21 protein-coding genes, 1 tRNA gene and 1 pseudogene are annotated in these 18,403 nt (G+C 70.0%); 17 read left to right on the forward strand and 6 right to left on the reverse strand.

The window, feature by feature from the left end; all coding sequences use genetic code 11:
- Positions 1 to 135: 135 nt before the first annotated feature.
- Both ACZ60B_RS14690 and ACZ60B_RS14695 read left to right on the forward strand, forming a co-directional pair.
- Positions 136 to 270: a hypothetical protein gene (locus tag ACZ60B_RS14690; RefSeq protein WP_469386805.1), complete on the forward strand. Its 135-nt coding sequence runs from the start codon at positions 136 to 138 to the stop codon at positions 268 to 270.
- Positions 267 to 602: pseudogene (locus ACZ60B_RS14695) on the forward strand (XRE family transcriptional regulator); the annotation flags it as partial. The gene ACZ60B_RS14690 and the pseudogene ACZ60B_RS14695, both read left to right, overlap by 4 nt.
- A 1,450-nt stretch (positions 603 to 2,052) precedes the next feature.
- Here ACZ60B_RS14695 and ACZ60B_RS14700 read toward each other — a convergent pair.
- Entirely contained in the window at positions 2,053 to 2,358 is a 306-nt protein-coding gene (locus ACZ60B_RS14700) for a barstar family protein (RefSeq protein ID WP_469386807.1), read from the reverse strand.
- A gap of 552 nt (positions 2,359 to 2,910) precedes the next feature.
- Positions 2,911 to 3,378: an NUDIX hydrolase gene (locus ACZ60B_RS14705; RefSeq protein ID WP_469386808.1), complete on the reverse strand. Its 468-nt coding sequence runs from the start codon at positions 3,376 to 3,378 to the stop codon at positions 2,911 to 2,913.
- 18 nt (positions 3,379 to 3,396) lie between these two features.
- Between ACZ60B_RS14705 and ACZ60B_RS14710 the strand changes: the two genes are divergently transcribed.
- From ACZ60B_RS14710 to ACZ60B_RS14770, 13 genes are all read left to right on the forward strand, one after another.
- The gene (locus tag ACZ60B_RS14710) at positions 3,397 to 4,176 is read left to right on the forward strand and encodes a GntR family transcriptional regulator (protein WP_469386811.1); all 780 of its coding nucleotides are present in this window, start codon (positions 3,397 to 3,399) and stop codon (positions 4,174 to 4,176) included.
- Positions 4,177 to 4,315: 139 nt separating this feature from the next.
- Positions 4,316 to 4,669, forward strand: coding sequence for an SCO3933 family regulatory protein (locus ACZ60B_RS14715; protein WP_469386813.1), 354 nt, complete (start codon positions 4,316 to 4,318; stop codon positions 4,667 to 4,669).
- A 2-nt stretch (positions 4,670 to 4,671) separates the two neighbouring features.
- Positions 4,672 to 6,030 carry an FtsK/SpoIIIE domain-containing protein gene (locus ACZ60B_RS14720; RefSeq protein WP_469386815.1) on the forward strand — a complete coding sequence of 453 codons (1,359 nt, stop codon included), beginning with the start codon at positions 4,672 to 4,674 and terminating at the stop codon, positions 6,028 to 6,030.
- 80 nt (positions 6,031 to 6,110) lie between these two features.
- Positions 6,111 to 6,314: a hypothetical protein gene (locus ACZ60B_RS14725; RefSeq protein WP_469386817.1), complete on the forward strand. Its 204-nt coding sequence runs from the start codon at positions 6,111 to 6,113 to the stop codon at positions 6,312 to 6,314.
- Entirely contained in the window at positions 6,314 to 6,994 is a 681-nt protein-coding gene (locus ACZ60B_RS14730; RefSeq protein WP_469386819.1) for a DUF2637 domain-containing protein, read from the forward strand. The genes ACZ60B_RS14725 and ACZ60B_RS14730 overlap by 1 nt, the downstream gene beginning before the upstream one ends.
- Positions 6,995 to 7,013: 19 nt before the next feature.
- On the forward strand, positions 7,014 to 7,205 hold the full coding sequence (locus tag ACZ60B_RS14735) for a mobile element transfer protein (protein ID WP_469386821.1): 192 nt from the start codon (positions 7,014 to 7,016) through the stop codon (positions 7,203 to 7,205).
- An 11-nt stretch (positions 7,206 to 7,216) separates the two neighbouring features.
- Positions 7,217 to 7,372: a hypothetical protein gene (locus ACZ60B_RS14740; protein WP_469386823.1), complete on the forward strand. Its 156-nt coding sequence runs from the start codon at positions 7,217 to 7,219 to the stop codon at positions 7,370 to 7,372.
- A 23-nt stretch (positions 7,373 to 7,395) separates the two neighbouring features.
- Entirely contained in the window at positions 7,396 to 7,728 is a 333-nt protein-coding gene (locus tag ACZ60B_RS14745; protein ID WP_469386825.1) for a SpdD-like protein, read from the forward strand.
- 91 nt (positions 7,729 to 7,819) lie between these two features.
- Positions 7,820 to 8,647, forward strand: a complete 828-nt coding sequence (locus ACZ60B_RS14750; RefSeq protein WP_469386827.1) for a GGDEF domain-containing protein — start codon at positions 7,820 to 7,822, stop codon at positions 8,645 to 8,647.
- Positions 8,647 to 8,847, forward strand: coding sequence for a hypothetical protein (locus ACZ60B_RS14755; RefSeq protein WP_469386829.1), 201 nt, complete (start codon positions 8,647 to 8,649; stop codon positions 8,845 to 8,847). The genes ACZ60B_RS14750 and ACZ60B_RS14755 overlap by 1 nt, the downstream gene beginning before the upstream one ends.
- Complete coding sequence (gene repSA, locus ACZ60B_RS14760) at positions 8,835 to 10,229, forward strand: replication initiator protein RepSA (RefSeq protein WP_469386831.1); 1,395 nt, start codon at positions 8,835 to 8,837, stop codon at positions 10,227 to 10,229. Before ACZ60B_RS14755 ends, repSA begins: the two co-directional genes overlap by 13 nt.
- Positions 10,223 to 10,441, forward strand: coding sequence for a helix-turn-helix domain-containing protein (locus ACZ60B_RS14765; RefSeq protein ID WP_469386833.1), 219 nt, complete (start codon positions 10,223 to 10,225; stop codon positions 10,439 to 10,441). The genes repSA and ACZ60B_RS14765 overlap by 7 nt, the downstream gene beginning before the upstream one ends.
- On the forward strand, positions 10,441 to 11,565 hold the full coding sequence (locus ACZ60B_RS14770) for a tyrosine-type recombinase/integrase (protein ID WP_469386835.1): 1,125 nt from the start codon (positions 10,441 to 10,443) through the stop codon (positions 11,563 to 11,565). The genes ACZ60B_RS14765 and ACZ60B_RS14770 overlap by 1 nt, the downstream gene beginning before the upstream one ends.
- Before the next feature lie 90 nt (positions 11,566 to 11,655).
- Here the strand turns inward: ACZ60B_RS14770 and ACZ60B_RS14775 are convergent.
- The 3 genes from ACZ60B_RS14775 to ACZ60B_RS14785 form a co-directional block, all read right to left on the reverse strand.
- Positions 11,656 to 11,728, reverse strand: a tRNA-Arg gene (locus ACZ60B_RS14775).
- Positions 11,729 to 11,792: 64 nt separating this feature from the next.
- Positions 11,793 to 13,508 carry an IclR family transcriptional regulator domain-containing protein gene (locus ACZ60B_RS14780; RefSeq protein WP_469386837.1) on the reverse strand — a complete coding sequence of 572 codons (1,716 nt, stop codon included), beginning with the start codon at positions 13,506 to 13,508 and terminating at the stop codon, positions 11,793 to 11,795.
- Positions 13,509 to 13,622: 114 nt separating this feature from the next.
- Positions 13,623 to 14,909, reverse strand: a complete 1,287-nt coding sequence (locus tag ACZ60B_RS14785; RefSeq protein ID WP_469386839.1) for a M6 family metalloprotease domain-containing protein — start codon at positions 14,907 to 14,909, stop codon at positions 13,623 to 13,625.
- 314 nt (positions 14,910 to 15,223) lie between these two features.
- On the opposite strand from ACZ60B_RS14785, the gene ACZ60B_RS14790 reads away from it, so the two are divergent.
- Together ACZ60B_RS14790 and ACZ60B_RS14795 are read left to right on the forward strand one after the other, a co-directional pair.
- A complete protein-coding gene (locus ACZ60B_RS14790) occupies positions 15,224 to 15,868 on the forward strand; it encodes a TetR/AcrR family transcriptional regulator (protein ID WP_469386841.1) in 645 nt (214 codons plus the stop codon).
- A gap of 216 nt (positions 15,869 to 16,084) precedes the next feature.
- Positions 16,085 to 17,620 carry an MFS transporter gene (locus ACZ60B_RS14795; protein WP_469386843.1) on the forward strand — a complete coding sequence of 512 codons (1,536 nt, stop codon included), beginning with the start codon at positions 16,085 to 16,087 and terminating at the stop codon, positions 17,618 to 17,620.
- Between the two features lie 115 nt (positions 17,621 to 17,735).
- Here ACZ60B_RS14795 and ACZ60B_RS14800 read toward each other — a convergent pair whose 3' ends face one another.
- Positions 17,736 to 18,266 carry a MarR family winged helix-turn-helix transcriptional regulator gene (locus ACZ60B_RS14800; RefSeq protein WP_469386845.1) on the reverse strand — a complete coding sequence of 177 codons (531 nt, stop codon included), beginning with the start codon at positions 18,264 to 18,266 and terminating at the stop codon, positions 17,736 to 17,738.
- Between the last annotated feature and the right edge of the window lie 137 nt (positions 18,267 to 18,403).

Below are 18,403 nucleotides of genomic sequence, written 5' to 3' on the forward strand. Positions count from 1 at the left end.
GCCCGGAACCATCAGCTCGGGAAACTGTGATCACCTGGGGGTGGTTCGACCACTGGTCCAGGTGAAAGGTCGCGGCGCGGCTTCGTCGGGCGCGGTCGCTTTCATCATGGTCCCCGCTGTTCTCCGCTCGATCCGGTGCGCCGGGCGGTATTGCTGGTGGCCGGCGACGAGGCCGGGAACTGGCAGCGCTGGTACGACATCAACATTCCGCTCGCTGAGGAGCGGTACCGGACACATCTGGCCGGTCTTGAAACGAGGGAGTACGAATGAGTGCCGTGAGCTGGGAGGAGACCAAGCGCAAGGCGCGCGAGCGGCGTGCGACCGCTGGGCTGCCGATGCGGTCGGCCCAGGAGAAGCAAGCGGCAACGGACCGGCTGACCGCTGAAGTGCGTGCTCACAAGCTCGCGGAGGTCAGGCGTGAACAGGCGCTGACTCAGCGCCAAGTGGCCGCGTCGATGGAGGTCTCGGCACCTCGGGTCTCCGCGATCGAGCACGGGGAGCTGGATCGCACGGAGCTCGCGACCCTCCGGGCCTACGTGGAAGCGCTCGGCGGTCGGCTGCGCGTGGTCGCGGACTTCGGGGACGCCGAATACACCGTCGCCCGAGACGCTCGCCGTCAGCGGTCGTGGAGTTGGGTCCAGCGGCGGCCGACGCTTTCGATGAACAGGAAGGCCCGGGTCTTTGACCTGGTCCTTTGCTCGTGACCCAGGTGTGGGAGCCCGGTGCGGCGTTGTTCGCCGCACATAACCTCACCGGGCCCACCCGCCGACGCGCAGCCGGATTGTCCTGCCGCCACGTCAGTCACGACTGATCCCCGCGCGGCCGCGACCTGCGGCCGTCTTGTCGGTCAACGTCCTGCTCGGCCGGATCGAGGAGACTGCCTGACGACAAGTACGAGGCGCACATCCGGCTCCACCTCGTGCCAGAAGTGGATGCCAAAGGCCCCGGACCATGATCGATCCGGGGCCTTTCCAATGCATCGTGCCTGTTCAGGCACAGTGCCCCCGGCAGGATTCGAACCTGCGACACCCGCTTTAGGAGCGAGGTTGGGGGACCCTGGGCCTGACCTGGGAATCCCTGCCTTGGGCGGCGTAGGGCCGTGCGCGCCTTGGGGAACCTTGATTCCCCGTGAGTCCCCGCCCGTTCTGGCACGGAAGTGGCACGCCCTGCGGCCCCCTCGATGCGAATTATGGGCGGGGCGGTCGCTGAGGTCAGTACCGCAGGCTAGTCGGCTGCTTGGGTCTGCTGGTGGCCGGTCACGGGTGCCAAGGTTGCTGTACTTCGCTGCTGTACAGCAGCGGCTGAGGCTGCAAGGTGTCGGTATGCCGTTAGTCCCGACAGCTCGGGCCAGCGGGACCGTCGGTAGAGACCTAGGGCGCTGAAGACGAAGCAGTAACCCACGATTGTGGCGATTGCTGTCATTGGCATCGATCCCAAGTGGCGATGCACAGGACCCACCGCGAGTGTGCCCCCAATGCCCATGCAAATGTCTGCCCAGCCCCCGAGGCGCGGCGAGGAAACCGTCTTCCTGAACCATGGGGCGATCCATCCGGCACAGATGGCGGCAGCGCCGGAGACGAAGGTGATGAGCCAAAAGAGCGCCAACAGAGCCCAGTCGATGCTCTCCACAGCGAGTCCCCCTTGCGACAACTGTGCGACTCGATGGCCGCCAGCCGTGATCTTCGCACGGCCACCTCGCTGCCTGGAAGCGGCCGCGCAAAACGACGAAACCGCTTCACGGTGATGTCGGCGGGCTTCTGAACAGCTGCGACGGTCCGCCGTTGGGCGAACTCCTTCGCCACTGTTGGAGGTTGGGGACTCGCTTGGACGGCTGACACGTTTTGAGCTGTGGCCTCATCCTTATCAGGTCGATCACCGCGGATGCTCGGCACTGGAAGTCGGCTGACGTAAGGCATGGAAGCGGTCGCCAAGGTCCACGCGGATACGTCCTCGTCCGCCGCTGTTGGTGTCAGCCGCTGGTGTCGGACATCAGTGCACCACTTGACGGTTCGCCCGGCATCAGACTCAGATCACACGCGACCGCTGTGTGTGTCAGGACGGCTGATGCACGACCAAGCGGTTCTCCCGACCCGCGAAACAACGCCTCAGTGACCGTGCCTCACGATCCGTAGAGGCAAAGATCCCCTGCTTGTCCACGTGAATGACAAGAACGTCGTGGCGATCGATGACCTCGGAGATCCCCCGGGCCTGGATGGTGTCTGCCCACGCGTCCAGGTTCCGTCCGAACCACTCAGGTAGTCCGCACGGCTCGCTCACCGCGTCCCAGAAGTCGTCGAGCGTCTCGATTGGCCGACCACGAAGGTCAACGACCAACTCGGTTTCTGCCTTCTTCGCCATTGCCGCAGGTTAGCCAACGCTGCCGTGAGCCGAATACCGCTTTCACCAGGGGTGCCGCGTAGAGGAAGAGCCTAGCCGCTGCCTTCGGTCGCGCACCTGCACCTGCTGCTCTTCCTCAGCCCACCACTTACCCCAGCTCCCATCCCGTCCGCCGTCGACCCACACACCGTGGAGCGGGCGTGGTTCATGGCGTCCAGGTGGAGCGCGCCACTGTACGAACGACCTGGACGCCATGGGCCGCGTCTGCTCGGCTCTGCCTGGGTCGACGGTGGACGGGATGGGAGCTCCCCGCGCACGCCACTACGGACCCGCGGTCGGGAACGGCGCCCCTTCCATCCCGGTGCCGACCGATCCCCCGCCGGAGGCATCGGCTTTGAGCGTGGCCCCGCTATGCGGTGATCGACTCATGGCCATCGGCCCCATCCACATGTGGGCGCGCGTCGGCGTAGCGCGGGCGGAGCGGGCCGGAGGCAGGAGCGGCGCCCGCAGCGGAGCCGGGAGCGCGCCCGGCGGAGCGGAGCGCAGCCGGGGCTTGATGAAGTAGGGAAAGTTCTACCGCGCTGCGATCAGGCGCTTGCCGTCGTGGCTCCGCACATGGGGGCCGTTGCCGTCCAGGGCGTCCAAGAGTCGGATCGCGAAGACCTCTGCCATGCGCTCGTTGACCTCTTCGGGCGTGAGCCAGTCAACCGCGGTCGATTCGCTTGACGTGCGCTCGGTGCCCCCGGATGGCTTGCACCGGAAGACCAAGGCGACGACGCCCCTGGTCGTGTTCTTGTAGACCCCGGTGAGCTGGTCCACCTCGACGTGAATGCCCGTCTCCTCCAGGACCTCGCGGGCGACGCCCGCCTCGGGGGTCTCATCGAGTTCAAGCACGCCACCCGGGAGCTCCCAAGTGCCGTTGTCCGCACGGCGGATCGCCAGAAGTCGACCGTCTTCACCGACCACCACTCCGGCTACAGACACAGAGTGCAGCGGCGTTGACTCGCCTTCCTGGGCACTGTTACTCATGTGCAGGAGCATAGGAGGAAGAGAAGGACTATGGGAACAGCAGTAGGAGGTGAGCGGTCCGTACCTCGCTACGTACAGATCGCCGACGAGATCGTGCAGCAGATCCGGGCTGGCGTCCTCAAGCCAGGCGACATGGTGCCCAGCGAGTCCGAGCTGGTCGACCGCTACGGCGTTTCAGGCGGCACGATCCGTAAGGCCATGGTCGAGGTGCGCGCGAGTGGACTGGTCGAGACGCGGCACGGTAAGGGCTCGACCGTGAAGGATCGGCCGCCAGTGCGCCATCGATCCTCCGACCGCTTCCGGCGCTCACTTCGACAGGGCGGCAAGGCTGCCTATCTCGCCGAGTCCGAACAGTCCGGCGCCACAGCCAAGGTGAGCGTCCTCTACATCGGGCCGATGGAGGCCCCGGAGGATGCCGCGGAACGATTGGGTATCCCCGCCGGCACTCAGGTGCTCGCCCGGCGCCGCCTCTACTTCCGCAACGGCACGCCCGTCGAGACGGCAACGTCGTACCTCCCGTGGGACGTCGTGAAGGACATCCCCGAGCTGTTCGCCGAAAATCCCGGCGGTGGCGGCATCTATGCCCGGCTGGAAGACCACGGGCACGAGTTCGAGGAGTTCGTCGAGACGTTGCAAGGGCGTCCGGCTTCCAAGGCAGAGTCCTCAGAGCTGGCTCTCAGCCCCGGCGCTCCGGTCATCCACCTGATCCGTGAGGCCCGTACGACGGAGGGCCGCGTGGTCGAGGTTTGCGACACCCTCATGGCCGCTGACCAGTTCGTTTTCGAGTACCGGATCCCTGCAATCGACTGACACCCCCTCAACTGCCCTCAGCCCGCCGCAAGTTCTTCATCGCGGCGGGTTGACTCATGTACAGGAGTCATGCACTCTTCTTCATGTCACTCATATACATGAGTGACGGAGTCCAGCCTCTATAGAGGAGTGAATCGCTGTGCGTCAGATTCCCGTCGACACCACGAACGCGACCGTGATGGTCGCCAAGGCCCCGCAGCCGAAGATCAAGGACCGTCGCACCGGTGAGATCGCCGTGGACAAGGACGGCGTCACGCTGATGACGGTGGAGGTCATGTTCTCCACGCCGGACGAGGTGGAGATCCTGAAGCTCACCGTTCCCGCGCCGGGCGTCTCCGAGGACCTGGCCATGGGGACCCCGGTCGCGCTGACCGGCCTGGTCGCCTCGGCTTGGGAGAACGAGTTCAACGGGCAGAAGCGGCACGGGATCGCGTTCCGCGCGGTCGCCGTCACCTCGCTCGCCGCCACCGGCTCGGCGTCGAAGGCGGCCTGATCATGACCGGGTTAACGGTCGCCCTGCTGGTGCTGGTGGTTGCTGCCGTGCTGGTTCTGCGGTGGCGGTGTCCGGCCTGGTACTGGCTGGCCTTCGGCGCCGTCTTCGCCACGGTCCGGGTCTTGGTTCACTACACCTCGGTGATGGACGCGTGCAGGCTGACCGTCCCGCCGTCGCGCTGGCGCCTGGCCCTGGCCCGGATGACCAACCGGCCCGTCCCGGAGTCGAGGGCCCCGCGCATCCTGCGCCTTCGCCCCACCCGGACCGGCCTGGTCCTGCGCCTCAAACTCCGCCCCGGGCAGGACGCTTTCGACGTCTCCGCGGCCACTGACCGGCTTCGCCACTCGTTCGGCATGTACGGCGTGACCTCCCGTGAATTGCGCTCCGGGGTGGTCGAGGTTCGGATGACCGGCTACGACGTCCTCAAGCGGGTCCACATGCCCGCCAAGGCCGATCCGGCGCCGATGCGGGTCCCGGTCGCCCTGCGCGAAGACGGGGCGGTGCACTACCGCGACTACCGGGCCGTCCCACACGGTCTGAACCTGGGCTCCACCAAGTCCGGGAAGTCCGTCTACCAGCGCAACCTGGTGGCCGGCCTCGCCCCGATGGACGTCGCCCTGGTCGGCATCGACTGCAAGCAGGGCGTGGAGCTCTTCCCGCTGGCGCGCCGGTTCTCCGCGCTCGCCGACAACCCCGACACCGCCCTCGACCTCCTCGAAGCCCTCGTCTCGCACATGGCGGACGTTTACCAGGTCATCCGGGCTGAGCAGCGGATCACGGTGAACGTGCCGGACGCGGAGATCGCCGCCGACATCTGGGACCTGCCCGAGCACCTGCGCCCCGTGCCGATCGTGGTCCTGGTGGACGAGGTCGCCGAACTCGCTCTCTTCGCCACGAAGGATGAGGAGAAGCGCCGGGACCGGATCATTACCGCCCTGGTCCGCCTGGCCCAGCTCGGCCGGGCCGCCGGGATCTATCTGGAGATCTGCGGGCAGCGTTTCGGCTCAGAGCTGGGCAAGGGCATCACGATGCTGCGGGCCCAGCTCACCGGCCGCACCGCCCACCGCGTCAACGACGAATCGTCGGCGAACATGGCCTTCGGGGACATCTCCCCGGACGCCGTCCTCGCCGCGATCCAGATCCCCACCGATACCCCCGGTATCGCCGTGACCGGCGACTCCTCCGGCGGCTGGGCCCGTATCCGCGCCCCGCACACCTCGCTCCGTGCAGCGGTCAACGTCTGCAATCGCTACGCGGACCGCACTCCGGACCTGCCCGCCCTCGCGGCCTTCCGGCCTCTCGTCGGCGCCCTGGCCCCGGCCACTGAGCCGCTCGCGAAGGCCGCGCCCGTCACTGCCTGATCCCTCCCGCAATCCGGTCGGCGCGACCGTCTCGCGCCGGGTCCCTACCCCCTCCATGCCTGCTGAAGGGAGAACACGCCATGTGCCCCGACTGCGAGGACTTCGCCCGCACCGTGCTCCTGCTGGGCCAACTCGCCCTCTACGCCGACGTATCCGGTGCCGATCAGGGCTTCATCGAGGCTGTGGCGCCGTCGCTGGCTGCGTCTCTGCCCGAGCCGCCGACCGGGATGTTCCCGCCCGGCTACGACCCGTCCGACGGGCCCGACTACCCCGGCGGCGTCTGATGGCCCGACTCGCGTTCCGTGTGGACGCCGTCCTGGTCCAGGCCGTCATCGCCGGAGCCCTGTCCTTCGCCCACCTGCACGAGCTCGCCGACGCTGCCGGGCAGACCGGCTGGAAGGGCTGGGCCTACCCCATCAGCGTGGATCTGCTCCTGGTCGCCGCCTGGCGCCGACTCCGGTCGGACGGGCCGTCCCGGCTGGCCTGGTGCTGGTTCCTGATCGCCCTGGTCGCCTCGCTCGGCGCGAACGTCGCCACCGCCGGATTCCTCGACCTCGCCCACACCCCGGCCTGGCTGCGCTTCGGCATCGCCGGATGGCCCGCCCTCGCCTTCCTCGGCGGAACCCTCCTCGCCCACTCGCACGCTTCCGAGGACGAGGACGTGGAGCCGGTTCGGCCGGCCTCCGAGGCCCCGGTCCCCGCGGCGGACGTCAAGCCGGAACCCGTCTCCGCCCCGCAGCCCGATCCCGCGCCGCTCCCTGCGGCCGAGGACACCCCGGCACTGTCTCCCGCGAGCCCGGCTTCGCCTCTTCCGTCGGTCCCGGCCGCGCTGGTCGACCACGCCCGCAAGCTCGCCGCCGACCACCAGGCCCGCACCGGCGCCCACATCGACACCGACACCCTGCGCGCACGCCTCGGCGTCCCGCCCCAGCTCGCCGATGCCATCGCCGCCCAACTCGCCTGATCCGAAGGGAGAACCCGTCATGCCCGCCCGCGACCACTTCCACTCCGTCATGCGGATCGGCCCCGTGCAGATCGGCACCCACCGCGACCGCCACGGCCACACCAAGCACGCCGCCGTCTGCATCAACGACCGCTGCGGCTGGTCCGCCGACTACTCCAGCCAGTCCGCCGCGCAGCTCGCCGCCCGTACCCACCGCTGCGCCGCCCGCTGAGGAGACACCCCGTGCAGGTCCCGCTCTGGTTCGCCCTGATGGTCGTCGGCTGGCTCGGCGTCAAGCTCGTCCGCCCGCCCTGGTGGCTCGTCGCGGTGCTCCTGCTCGGCGGTTACCTCCTCGCCGACAGCCTGCTCGCCCCCGCCATCGACGCCGCCGTCAAGTAGCCACTCACGAAGGGAGATTCGCTGTGTTCCATCCCAAGGTTCCGACGATGCCGCAGCCCACCGGGCACATCACCCCGGCTGCCGTGGTCATCGAACCGAGCTCCGTCATTCAGGAGCGTCCGCCGCACTTCGTGCCCGCCCCGGTCGTCTCCCCTGTGCCCGTACCGGCGCGGCCGACGGTGCAGCTCACCTCCGGCGCCGTCATCGCCCTCGTCGGCGGTGGGACGGCCGTGGTGCTGGTCGTCGGCGCCGTCCTGGTCTCGATGCTCCTTGCGGTCGCCGTCACCGCCGCGTCCGTCGCCGTCTGCGCCCTGGTCATCCGCTCGCTGGTCGCCTCGGACAAGCGGCGCCGCTGAGCGGCCTTCGGACGGCGCCACAAGCCACCAAGCATCGCCGCCGCCCGAACGGCTCACGCACTCCTCTTCCAACCGCGTTTGAAGGAGAACCGTGGACACGCAAGCGCTCGCCGTCATACCGCCGTTAGTCGGCTGGGCCGCACACTCCGGATTCCTCGCCCGCAGGCTCGCAGCTGCCCGCCGCGATCCGCTCACCGGCCTGCACACCCGGGCCGGATGGACCGCCCGCGCCACTCGCCTCATCCGCCGGCACCCGGACGCTCTCGTCGTCCTGGTCGACCTGGACGACTTCAAGACCCTCAACGACACCCACGGCCACGCCGCCGGAGACACCGCGCTCACCGTGGCCGCATCCCGCCTCGCCGCCTGGTGCGGCCGTCACGGGATCGCCGGACGCCTGGGCGGAGACGAGTTCGTCGCCGTCACCGACCACACCCGTAGCCCGGACCTCGCCGAACTGGACCGGGCGCTGCACCGGCCCTTCCTCCATGCCGGGCAGACACTGCCGCTGGCCGCGTCCGTGGGCTCCTGCCGTCTGGCGGACCTGCCCACCCGGACGCTGCCCGGAGCTCTCGCTGCTGCCGACGCCGCCATGTACGCGGCCAAGGGACGCGCCACTCGCCGCGGGCAACGCCCCGCCTCTTCTGACCGGCCCTCCGGACGGCGCACAAGCCACCAAGCATCGCCGCCGCCCGGACGGTCCGGCCCCTTCCAACCGCAATCGAAAGGAACCACCAGCATGACGCACCACACCCGACCCCGGGCCCGGATCTGCCCGAACTGCGACGGCTTCGCCTCCGCCGCCATCACCCTCGGCGGCCGCGACCGGCACGGTCACCTGCGGACCATCACCGCGCACTGCCCGGCCTGCCACGGCACCGGCACCCGCCCCGCCCTCCGCCAGGCGGTGAGCGTCTGATGTCCCGCTGGAGCAAGGGAGCCGACCGCATCCCGCCCGACCCGATCGACGGCGACTACGACCGCCTGAAGAAGATCGTCAAGGCACACCAACTGCACGACAAGGACCGGGCCGCGAAGGCCACCCGCACCGGCCGCTCCTCCAACGAGGCGTCCAGCAGCAACGCCAACACCCCTCAGAAGCGGGGATGGCGCCGTTGAACCTCGCAGCCCAGCTCGACCCGACCACCCTCGGCGACCTGCTGAGGGTGGCTGCGGCCGACGACTTCGACCGCTGGCACGAACAGATCCGCCGCACCGGCGGCTGCGCCGACCCCATCCACCTCACCGGCTGGACCCTCAGCAAGGACAAGACCACCGGCGAGACCCTGCACCACTACTCCACCGAGAGCGAGCCGGGCGGACGGCTACGCCTCGCCTGCGGCAACCGACGGGCCTCCCGCTGCCCCTCCTGCGCCTTCACCTACGCGGGCGACACCTACCACCTCATCCGCGCGGGCCTGGCCGGGGACGACCGCCGCGACATCCCCGAAACGGTCCGGGACCACCCTCGCGTCTTCGCCACCCTCACCGCACCGTCCTTCGGGCCCGTCCACAACCGTCCCGACCGGGGCGTCTGCCGCTGCGGCACCCGACACCCTGCCGATGACCCCGCGCTCGGCACGGCGCTCGACCCGAACACGTATGACTACGCGGGCGCCGTCCTGTTCAACAACCACGCGGGCGACCTCTGGCAGCGCTTCACCAATCGCCTCCGCCGCGAGATCGCCGCCCGCGCCGGCCTGTCACAGCGGGAGCTGAAGGAGTCGGCCCGGCTGTCCTACGGCAAGGTCGCCGAGTTCCAGAAGCGCGGCGCCCTGCACTTCCATGCCGTCATCCGCATCGACGGACCCGAAGGGCCCGATACCCCGCCCCCTGCCTGGGCGACGGTCGACCTCCTCACCGACGCCATCCACGCCGCCGCGGCGCACTCCTACACCTCGGTCTCCGTCGCGGCCGCCGAGGACCAGCCCGCCCGTACCTTCCGCTGGGGCACCCAACTCGACGTTCGCCCCGTAAAGGCATTCGGGGACGGCTCCGACATCACCGAACAGGCCGTCGCCTCCTACGTCGCCAAGTACGCCACGAAGGCGGCCGAGAACACCGGCACCCTCGACCGGCGCATCGGCGAGCTCGCCGAACTCGACCGCCACCAGGTCCCCGACCACACCCGCCGCCTCATCGAAGCCTGCAAGCAGCTCGACCCGCTCTACCCGGACCGCCGACTGTGGGCGTGGGCTCACATGCTCGGCTTCCGCGGCCACTTCTCCTCCAAGTCCCGCCGCTACTCCACCACCCTCGGGGAGCTCCGTCAGGCCCGTGCCGACTTCCGCGCCGCGCAGGAACGCGAAGCCCTCGGCCTCGAGGACCGCGAGCCGGACACCGTCCTCGTCCTCGCCGACTGGCAGTACGCCGGCCACGGCCACACCCCCGGCGAATCCGCCCTCGCCGCCACCATCGCCCGCGACCTTCAGCACAACCGCGAAACCGCCCGCGAAGCCCTGGCAGACCTGCTGAATCACGGAATCGAGGGGGAATGGTGATGACAGACCGTTTACTGACCGTGCAAGAGGTCGCCGACCTCCTCGGCACCGGAGTGCGATTCCCTCGGCGCCTCATCGAGGAACGTCGGATCACCTTCATCAGGGTGGGACGGCATGTCCGCATCCCCGCGAGTGCGGTGTCCGCCTACATCACTGAGCACACAGTGCAGCCGGTGACCGTTCGGCGTGGCGCCCTCAGGAGGGTTGCCTGATGGCCAACAACAAGGGGCGGCGACGTCGTTTCGGCTCGGTTCGGCAACTCAAGTCGGGCCGCTGGCAGGCGCGGTACCCGGATCCGAACACCGGTTTGCTCCGGAGTACCGAAGAGACGTACGCGACCAAGACAGATGCTGAGGTCGCACTGACGCACATCGAGGCGGACATCACTCGCGGCCAGTGGCGCGACCCCGACGCGGGCAAAGTTCTCTTCGGCGAGTACGCCACGGCGTGGCTCAAGGACCGCAAGCTGGCGGATCGTTCGCGCGAGCGTCACGAGTCGGTGATCCGGCTTCACCTGCTGCCCACCTTCGGTGACCGGCCCTTGTCCTCGATCGCGACGGCTCGCGTCCGGGCCTGGCGCACGGAGCGCCTGGCGCGGACCGGTGAGCCGACGGTGGTCAAGGCGTATCAGATCTTGCGGGCGATCCTGAACACGGCCGTTGACGATGAGCTGATCCGGCGCAACCCATGCCGCATCAAGGGCGCTGACCGCTACGACGTGCCGGAACGGCCGGTCCTTACGGTGGCCGAGGTGTTCGCCGTGGCCGACGCGATCGCGCCGCGCTACAGGCTGCTCGTTCTCCTGGCGGCCTTCACGGGCCTGCGGTTCGGGGAGCTGGCATCGCTGCGCCGGCGCGACGTCGACACGGACAACGCAGCGCTCATGGTCCAGCGCTCACAGGCGGAGATGCAGACGGGAGCGCTCTTCGACAAGGCGCCGAAGTCCGATGCCGGGGTCCGGCCAGTGGCCTTCCCCGCCGAACTCCTGCCGGACGTGAAGCGGCATCTCGACGCCTACACCGGGCGTGGTCGTGACGGGCATGTCTTCCTCGGGCCCCAGGGCGGACGACTGCGGCGCAGCAACTTCCGAGACGACTGGATCAAAGCCAAGAAGGACGCCGGGGTCACGGTGGACGCTCACTTCCACGATCTTCGGCACACGGGGAACACCCTCGCTGCGTCCGGCGCGAGCCTGCGCGAACTGATGACCCGGATGGGCCACAGCACGCCTCGCGCGGCGCTGATCTATCAGCACATGGTCAATGGCCGTGACCGCGAGATCGCCGATCGGCTCGGATCGATGATCCGGAAGGAGCGTGGCGATGTGGCACCGTAGTGGCATTTCTGGCACGTGAGTGGCACGGCCGTGATCACGGCAAAGGGCCAGTTCGAGGGGATCATGCCCCTGAACTGGCCCTTACTCGTGTGCCCCCGGCAGGATTCGAACCTGCGACACCCGCTTTAGGAGAGCGGTGCTCTATCCCCTGAGCTACGAAGGCGTGATCGTGGCCGTGCAGGGCCACAGGCGTCAGCGTACCGGATCTGTTGGGCGGGAGTGTGGGGTCAGGCCACGGGGACGCGGGTGAAACGGCCCGCCACGTGGAGGTCGGCCTCGATGCGGTGGGCTGTGGCGGTCAGTTCGGGGAGGAGACCGTTCAGACACTGGTCGACCGTGCGGCGGGCCACGTGTGTCGCCGTGTTGAGGGCGGCGACGACCCGGCCCGCCCGGTCGCGGACCGGGACCGCGAGCGAGCGCAGGCCTTCCTCCAGTTCCTCGTCGACCAGGGCGTAGCCCTGCGCGCGGGTCTCGGCCAGGGTGCGGGCGAAAAGCGCCGGGTCGGTGATCGTCCGGGGAGTGAGGGGGCGCAGGGTGTCCGGGGCCCCCTCCGGCTCCGGCACGTCCGCCAGCAGGACGCGGCCCATCGACGTCGCGTACGCGGGCAGCCGCGTCCCCACCGTGATGTCCACGCTCATGACGTGGCTGGTGGCCACCCGGGCCGTGTACTGGATCTCCGTGCCGGTGGCGGTCAGCACCGCCAGGGACGTCGACTCGTGCACGCGGTGGGCCAGTTCGGCCATGTGCGGCCGGGCGATGCGGGGGAGCGACGTACGCGACAGGGGCGGGAAGCCGAGCGACAGGACCCGGGGGGTGAGGGCGAACGTGCGGTCGGCGGACGCCGTCACCAGGCCCAGGTGTTCGTAGGTGATCAGCGCCCGTCGGGCCGTGGCCCGCGCCAGGCCCGTCGCCTTCGCGACCTCCGTCAGCGTCAGGCGGGCGCGGCCCTCGCCGAAGGCGGTCAGTACGGTCAGGCCGCGGGCCAGCGACTCGACGAAGTCCCGGCCCAGTTCCTGTTTCGACGCGCCCGTCCAGGTCGCCAGGCCCGCCGGGGCCGGTCCGGGTGTCGGCGCCGGCGCCGTGCGCAGGTCGTCCTCCATCTCCGCGACCGCCGTACGCAGCCGGGGCAGGAGCTTGTCGCGCAGGTCCGCCGCCGTGTGCCGGCTGGTGTGGCTGACCACGCTCGCCGCGCAGGCGATCTTTCCGGTGTGCGGGTCGCGTACCGGGACGGAGACCGCCACCAGGCCCGGTTCGATCAGCTGGTCGTCCAGGGCCCAGCCGTCCGCGCGAGCTCGTCCGGTGCGCTGTTCGAAGTCGTCCGGGGTGTCGGGAGAGCGCGGCGGTACGGTCGGGAAGGCGCGGTCCCGCGGGTCCGCCGCCCGGCGTTCGTGCCGGCGTCGGCGGTCCGCCGCGTCCCACTCCGTGGCGAACAGCGCGCCCGGCGCGGTGCGTTCGGCCGGGAGCAGGTCGCCGATGCGGAAGCTCAGGGACATCGCGCGGCGGCGGGTGGCCTGGTGGATGAAGCGGATGCCGTCGTGGTCGGCCACCGCGAGGGAGACGGACTCGTCCAGTTCGTCGGCCAGCCGGTCGGCGCGGGCGTCGAGCAGGGCGGGCAGCCGCAGCGCCGCCAGGTAGGCGTTGCCCAGTTCCATCACGCGGGGGGCGAGGACCACGTCGCGTCCGTCGAGGCGGACGTATCCCATACGGGCCAGAGTGGCCGTGATCCGGTCGACCGTGGAGCGGGCGAGGCCGGTGGCGCGTTCCAGGTCGCTCGGGCTGAGCGTCCCGCCCGCCTCCGTCAGCCGCCCCAGCACCGCGACGCCCCGCAGCAACGGGGTCACGGCCTCGGCGGGTACGGCGGTGGCGGCCGGGTCGGCGCCGGTGCGGGGGACGGCGTCGGCGCCGGTGGCCCCGTGGGCCTCGGTCCTGGGGTTCGCGGGCATCGGTTCTCCGGTACGGCGTTCGCGGCAGGCCCACCGTAGCCCCGGTCCTGGTCCGGTGGTGGCGGGCGGTGCCGTGGACCCCTGCCGGGCCGTCGGGGGACTTCGGGAACGGTCCTACTGTCGTGTCACCCGTATCCGGTAGTTCCCCGACAGGTCCGCCGACGCTATCGCGATCCGGATGCCGTGCTTGGGGTCCTTGAACTCCTCGCCGGGGACGAAGGGGGCGTCGGAGAGTTCGGCCTGGACGTTCGGGCTGCGGGTGCAGCCGCCGGAGTCGCGCCGGGAGTCGTACACCGTGACCGGCCCCATGCCGGTGTCGACCGACGCGTCGATCTTGTAGATCAGTACGCCCGGCCGGCAGACCGCCTCGTCGTTGCCCCCGCGGGTGCGCAGCTCGACGGCGTAGCCGCTGCGCCGGCTCAGGGGGACGAAGACGAGCTTCGGGCCGCCCGCGCGCGCCAGCGGGGTCAGCTCGTACTCGTCGGTGCCGTGGCGCGCCGCGCAGCTGACCTGTGAGGCGTCCAGCCAGCCCAGCTTCCACTTGTGCCAGCCGAGCAGGTCGTTGTCGGCCCCCCAGTCCTCGCTCATGATGTCCCAGTGGCCGACCGCGCCCCCGCCCTCCTGGGTGTAGAGGTCGGGCAGGCCGAAGACGTGGCCGTTCTCGTGGGGCAGGACGCGGTAGCCGGTGCGGTCGTAGGAGCCGGAGCCGTCGTCCTGACGGGAGTAGACGAAGGAGGCGTTGGCGACCGGGACGCCGTCCGCGACCGGCGCGTCCTTGTTGCCGGCGAAGGTCACCGACAGGACGGTGTCCAGGGCGGAGGGGCCGGCGTTGGGGGTCACCAGTACGTTCAGCAGGTCGTACGAGCGGAAGTCGACGTTCGGGTCGGCGCCGGCCACGATGTCCTGGACCAGGTCGCGGTACCCGGGGTCGAAGGGCGCGCCGCGCTCTATTCCGTACGCCTTGAACGGTTTCGGCATGCGCAGCCAGTGGGTGATCGGTGTCTCGGGGCGGTAGTCGAGGCGGCCGTAGGAGCTGGTGTCGAACCACTTCTGGGTCTGCGGGAAGAACTCGTGGAAGCGGTCCATCGCGCTGCCCCGGCCCGGCGCGTCGGAGAAGTCGACCATCAGGGTCAGGGCGTGGACGGTGCCGGTGGAGCGGGAGTAGCCGCTGATGGTCGGGACGCCCTCCGACATCTGGATGGACTGGTCCCCGCTGATCATGCACGGACCGAGGGCGGCGGGGACCCGGCCCAGGGATATCGGGCCCGCCCCGGCCGGCGTGGAGGGGCCGAGGTGGCCGGTGCCCGCCGAGGTGCTGAGCGCGAAGGTCAGGGCGGTCACGGACGCCAGGGCGGCCACACGGTGCGGGCGTATCCGACGGCGGGGCGGCTGCGGCTGCATGCGTGGGCCCTTCGCTCCAGGCAGCCGCCGGAACCAGGCTGCACCCTTGCGATCACCCTGGTTCGGTGGCCCGACACGCGCGCGCTGGAGGGGCCGATCGTGGGTTTCTCGCCGGTAGGCGGGCCGCTGGCGCGTGACGGCGGTCACATTGAGCGCGGGTGAGGGGTGGTCGGAGGGCATGTGACTCAGGTCACATGAAAACCCTTCGGGGGTCGGAAATATCCGGGGACCGTTTCCCCGTTTAGACCTGTGTTCGCGCGAAACGGGGAGACCTTCCCCGGATCGCAGTCGCCTTCGACCCCCTGGAGCATGCCGTGCAGACCGCGACCCCGGCGCAGCGCAGGCACACCCGGCCCCGCGCCGACGCGCTGCGCAACCGGGAGCGGATCGTCACGGCCGCCCGGGAGATGTTCGTGGAGTTCGGGCCGGATGTGCCGCTCGACGACATCGCCCGCCGTGCCGGACTCGGCAATGCCACGCTGTACCGGAACTTCCCCGATCGGGACGCCCTCGTCCGCGAGGTCGTCTGCTCGGTGATGGACCGTACGGTGCGGGCCGGTGAGGTCGCGCTCGCCGAGACCGGCGACGCGTTCGCGGCGCTGGAGCGCTTCGTGCACGCCGCCGCCGACGAGCGGATCGGCGCGCTGTGCCCGATGGTCTCCAGCACGTTCGACGAGCACCATCCCGACCTGGAGGCCGCGCGGGAGCGTGCCGAAGGGGTCATCGAGAAGGTCATGGACCGGGCCAGGGCGGCCGGGCAGCTCCGTACCGACGTGGGCGTCGGCGATCTGATGGTCGCCGTGGCCCAGCTCAGCCGGCCGCCGGCCGGGACGGGGTGCCTCAGCGTCGACCGCTTCGTCCATCGCCATCTGCAAATGTTCCTGGACGGTCTGCGGGCCCCGGCCCGCTCCGTCCTGCCGGGCGCCGCCGTGACCTTGGAGGACCTGCGCCGAGCCTGAGCCGCACCGACGGCGACACCGACACGCACAGCGACAGCCACAGCCACAGCCGAGCCATAGCCGTACCGACACCTCGCGTACCTCGACGGTCCGCGGGCCGTTGATCTGAAGACCGTCCGAAACACGCAGCCTGAGGCACGTCTCGAGCAGCAGGACGGACGGCTCGTCCCTTTTCCTTGCCTTTTTCCGTCACGAAGTCCCGAAGTGGGTACCCCCATGTCTGAAACAGCCCGGCGCGTCACCGACGTGACCGACGCACACGCCAGCCGCTGGCGAGCGCTCGTCTTCATCGCGCTCGCCCAGCTGATGGTCGTCCTCGACGCGACCATCGTGAACATCGCGCTGCCCTCCGCCCAGCAGGACCTGGGCATCTCCGACGGCAACCGCCAGTGGGTCATCACCGCCTACGCGCTCGCCTTCGGCGGCCTGCTGCTCTTCGGCGGCCGGATCGCCGACATCTGGGGCCGCAAGCGCACCTTCGTCACCGGCCTGATCGGCTTCGCCGCCGCGTCGGCCCTCGGCGGTGCCGCGCAGAGCGAGGGCATGCTGCTCGGCGCCCGCGCCCTCCAGGGCGCCTTCGGCGCGCTGCTCGCGCCCGCCGCGCTCTCCCTGCTCGCGGTGATGTTCGTCGACGCCAAGGAGCGCGCCAAGGCGTTCGGCATCTACGGTGCCATCGCCGGTGGTGGCGGCGCCGTCGGTCTGATCCTGGGCGGTTTCCTCACCGAGTACCTGGACTGGCGCTGGACGTTCTTCGTGAACATCCCGTTCGCCGTCGTCGCCGCCGCGGGCGCGTACTTCGTCATCCGTGAGCCGGCCGGCGGCCGCAACCGCTCGCCGCTCGACATCCCGGGCGTCCTGCTGTCCACCCTGGGCCTGGTCTCCCTCGTCTACGGCTTCACCCGCGCCGAGTCCGACGGCTGGAGCGACTCCGTGACGATCGGCCTGTTCGTCGCCGCGGCGCTGCTGCTCGCGTCCTTCGTGTTCGTCGAGTCCAAGGTCAAGGCCCCGCTGCTGCCCCTGCGCGTGGTCACCGACCGCAACCGCGGTGGCGTCTACCTCTCGCTCGGCCTCGCGGTCATCGCGATGTTCGGCCTGTTCCTCTTCCTCACCTACTACCTCCAGGTCGTGAAGGGCTTCTCGCCGGTCAAGACCGGCTTCGCCTTCCTTCCGATGATCGTGGGCATGATCACGGGCTCCACCCAGATCGGCGCCCGCCTGATGACCCGCGTCCCGCCGCGGCTGCTCATGGGCCCCGGCTTCCTGACCGCCGCGCTCGGCATGCTGCTGCTGACCCAGATGGAGATCGGCTCCTCGTACGCGGGGCTGCTGCTGCCGGCTCAGCTGCTGCTCGGTCTCGGCATGGGTACGGCGTTTATGCCGGCCATGTCGCTGGCCACCCAGGGCGTCGAGGCGCGTGACGCCGGTGTCGCCTCCGCGATGGTCAACACCTCGCAGCAGGTGGGCGGCGCGATCGGTACGGCCCTGCTGAACACGATCGCCGCCTCGGCCACCACGTCCTACATCAAGGACCACATCGCCTCCGCCGGGTCCAAGCCGCAGCAGCAGCTGGTCCAGCTGGAGGGCATGGTGCACGGCTACACCAGCGCCATCTGGTTCGCCGTCGGCATCCTGGTGGTCTCCGCGGCCATCGCCTTCACCCTGGTGAACGCCGGCCGTCCGGGTTCCACCGTGGTGCGCGGCAGCGGTGAGGGTGCCGAGGACGAGGTGCCGGTTCCGGTGATCGCCCACTGACCGCGCCCGTCCGGTCGTACCTCTTCGGGCCCCGCGTGCGGACGAGGAAGGGGACGTCTCGTCCGCACGCCCGCGGGCCCGCCCCGGCCGTGAGCGAGCTGCCGTAGCCGGTCGCTCAGCGCTGCCAGGGCAGGTCCGCGCCTGCTTCGTTCGGCTGGAGTCCCTCGGCGACGATCTGCATGATCTCGCCGAGGGACTTCTGCTGTTCCGGGCTCAGCCGGTCGAACAGCGCCTGCCGTACGGCCGTCACATGGCCCGGCGCGGTGCGCCGCAGCACCTCGAGTCCCGCGTCCGTGAGTACCGCGAACTGGCCCCGCTTGTCGGAGGGGCAGTCCTCGCGCCGGACCCAGTCGCTCTTCTCCAGGCGGGCGATCGCGTGGGAGAGGCGGGAGCGGGTGATCTTCGCCTTCTTGGCCAGCTCGGTCATCCGCAGCCGGCGCTCCGGCGCCTCGGCGAGCGTCACGACGAGCCCGTAGTAGATGTGCGGCATGCCCGCGTCACGCTGGAGCTGGCGGTCGAGGTGGTCCTCCAGCAGCGTGGTGGCGTGCAGATAGGAGCGCCAGACGCGCTGCTCCTGCGGAGTCAGCCACTGGGGCTCGTCGGCGGGTGCGGGGGAGGCGGGGGGCGCCGCGGATGCCGTGTTCATGGACTCCACTGTACGAGAGTTGTCCTTGAAGTTTAAACAAAGCAGGGTTAGTCTGGGAGACGGTTAGCTTTAGAGTTCAAGCACTGTCACCGGCTACGGGCCGCCGACCACCGAGCGCCTGGCGTCGGGTCCGTACG

The organism is Streptomyces sp. NPDC104096, from assembly GCF_055584385.1.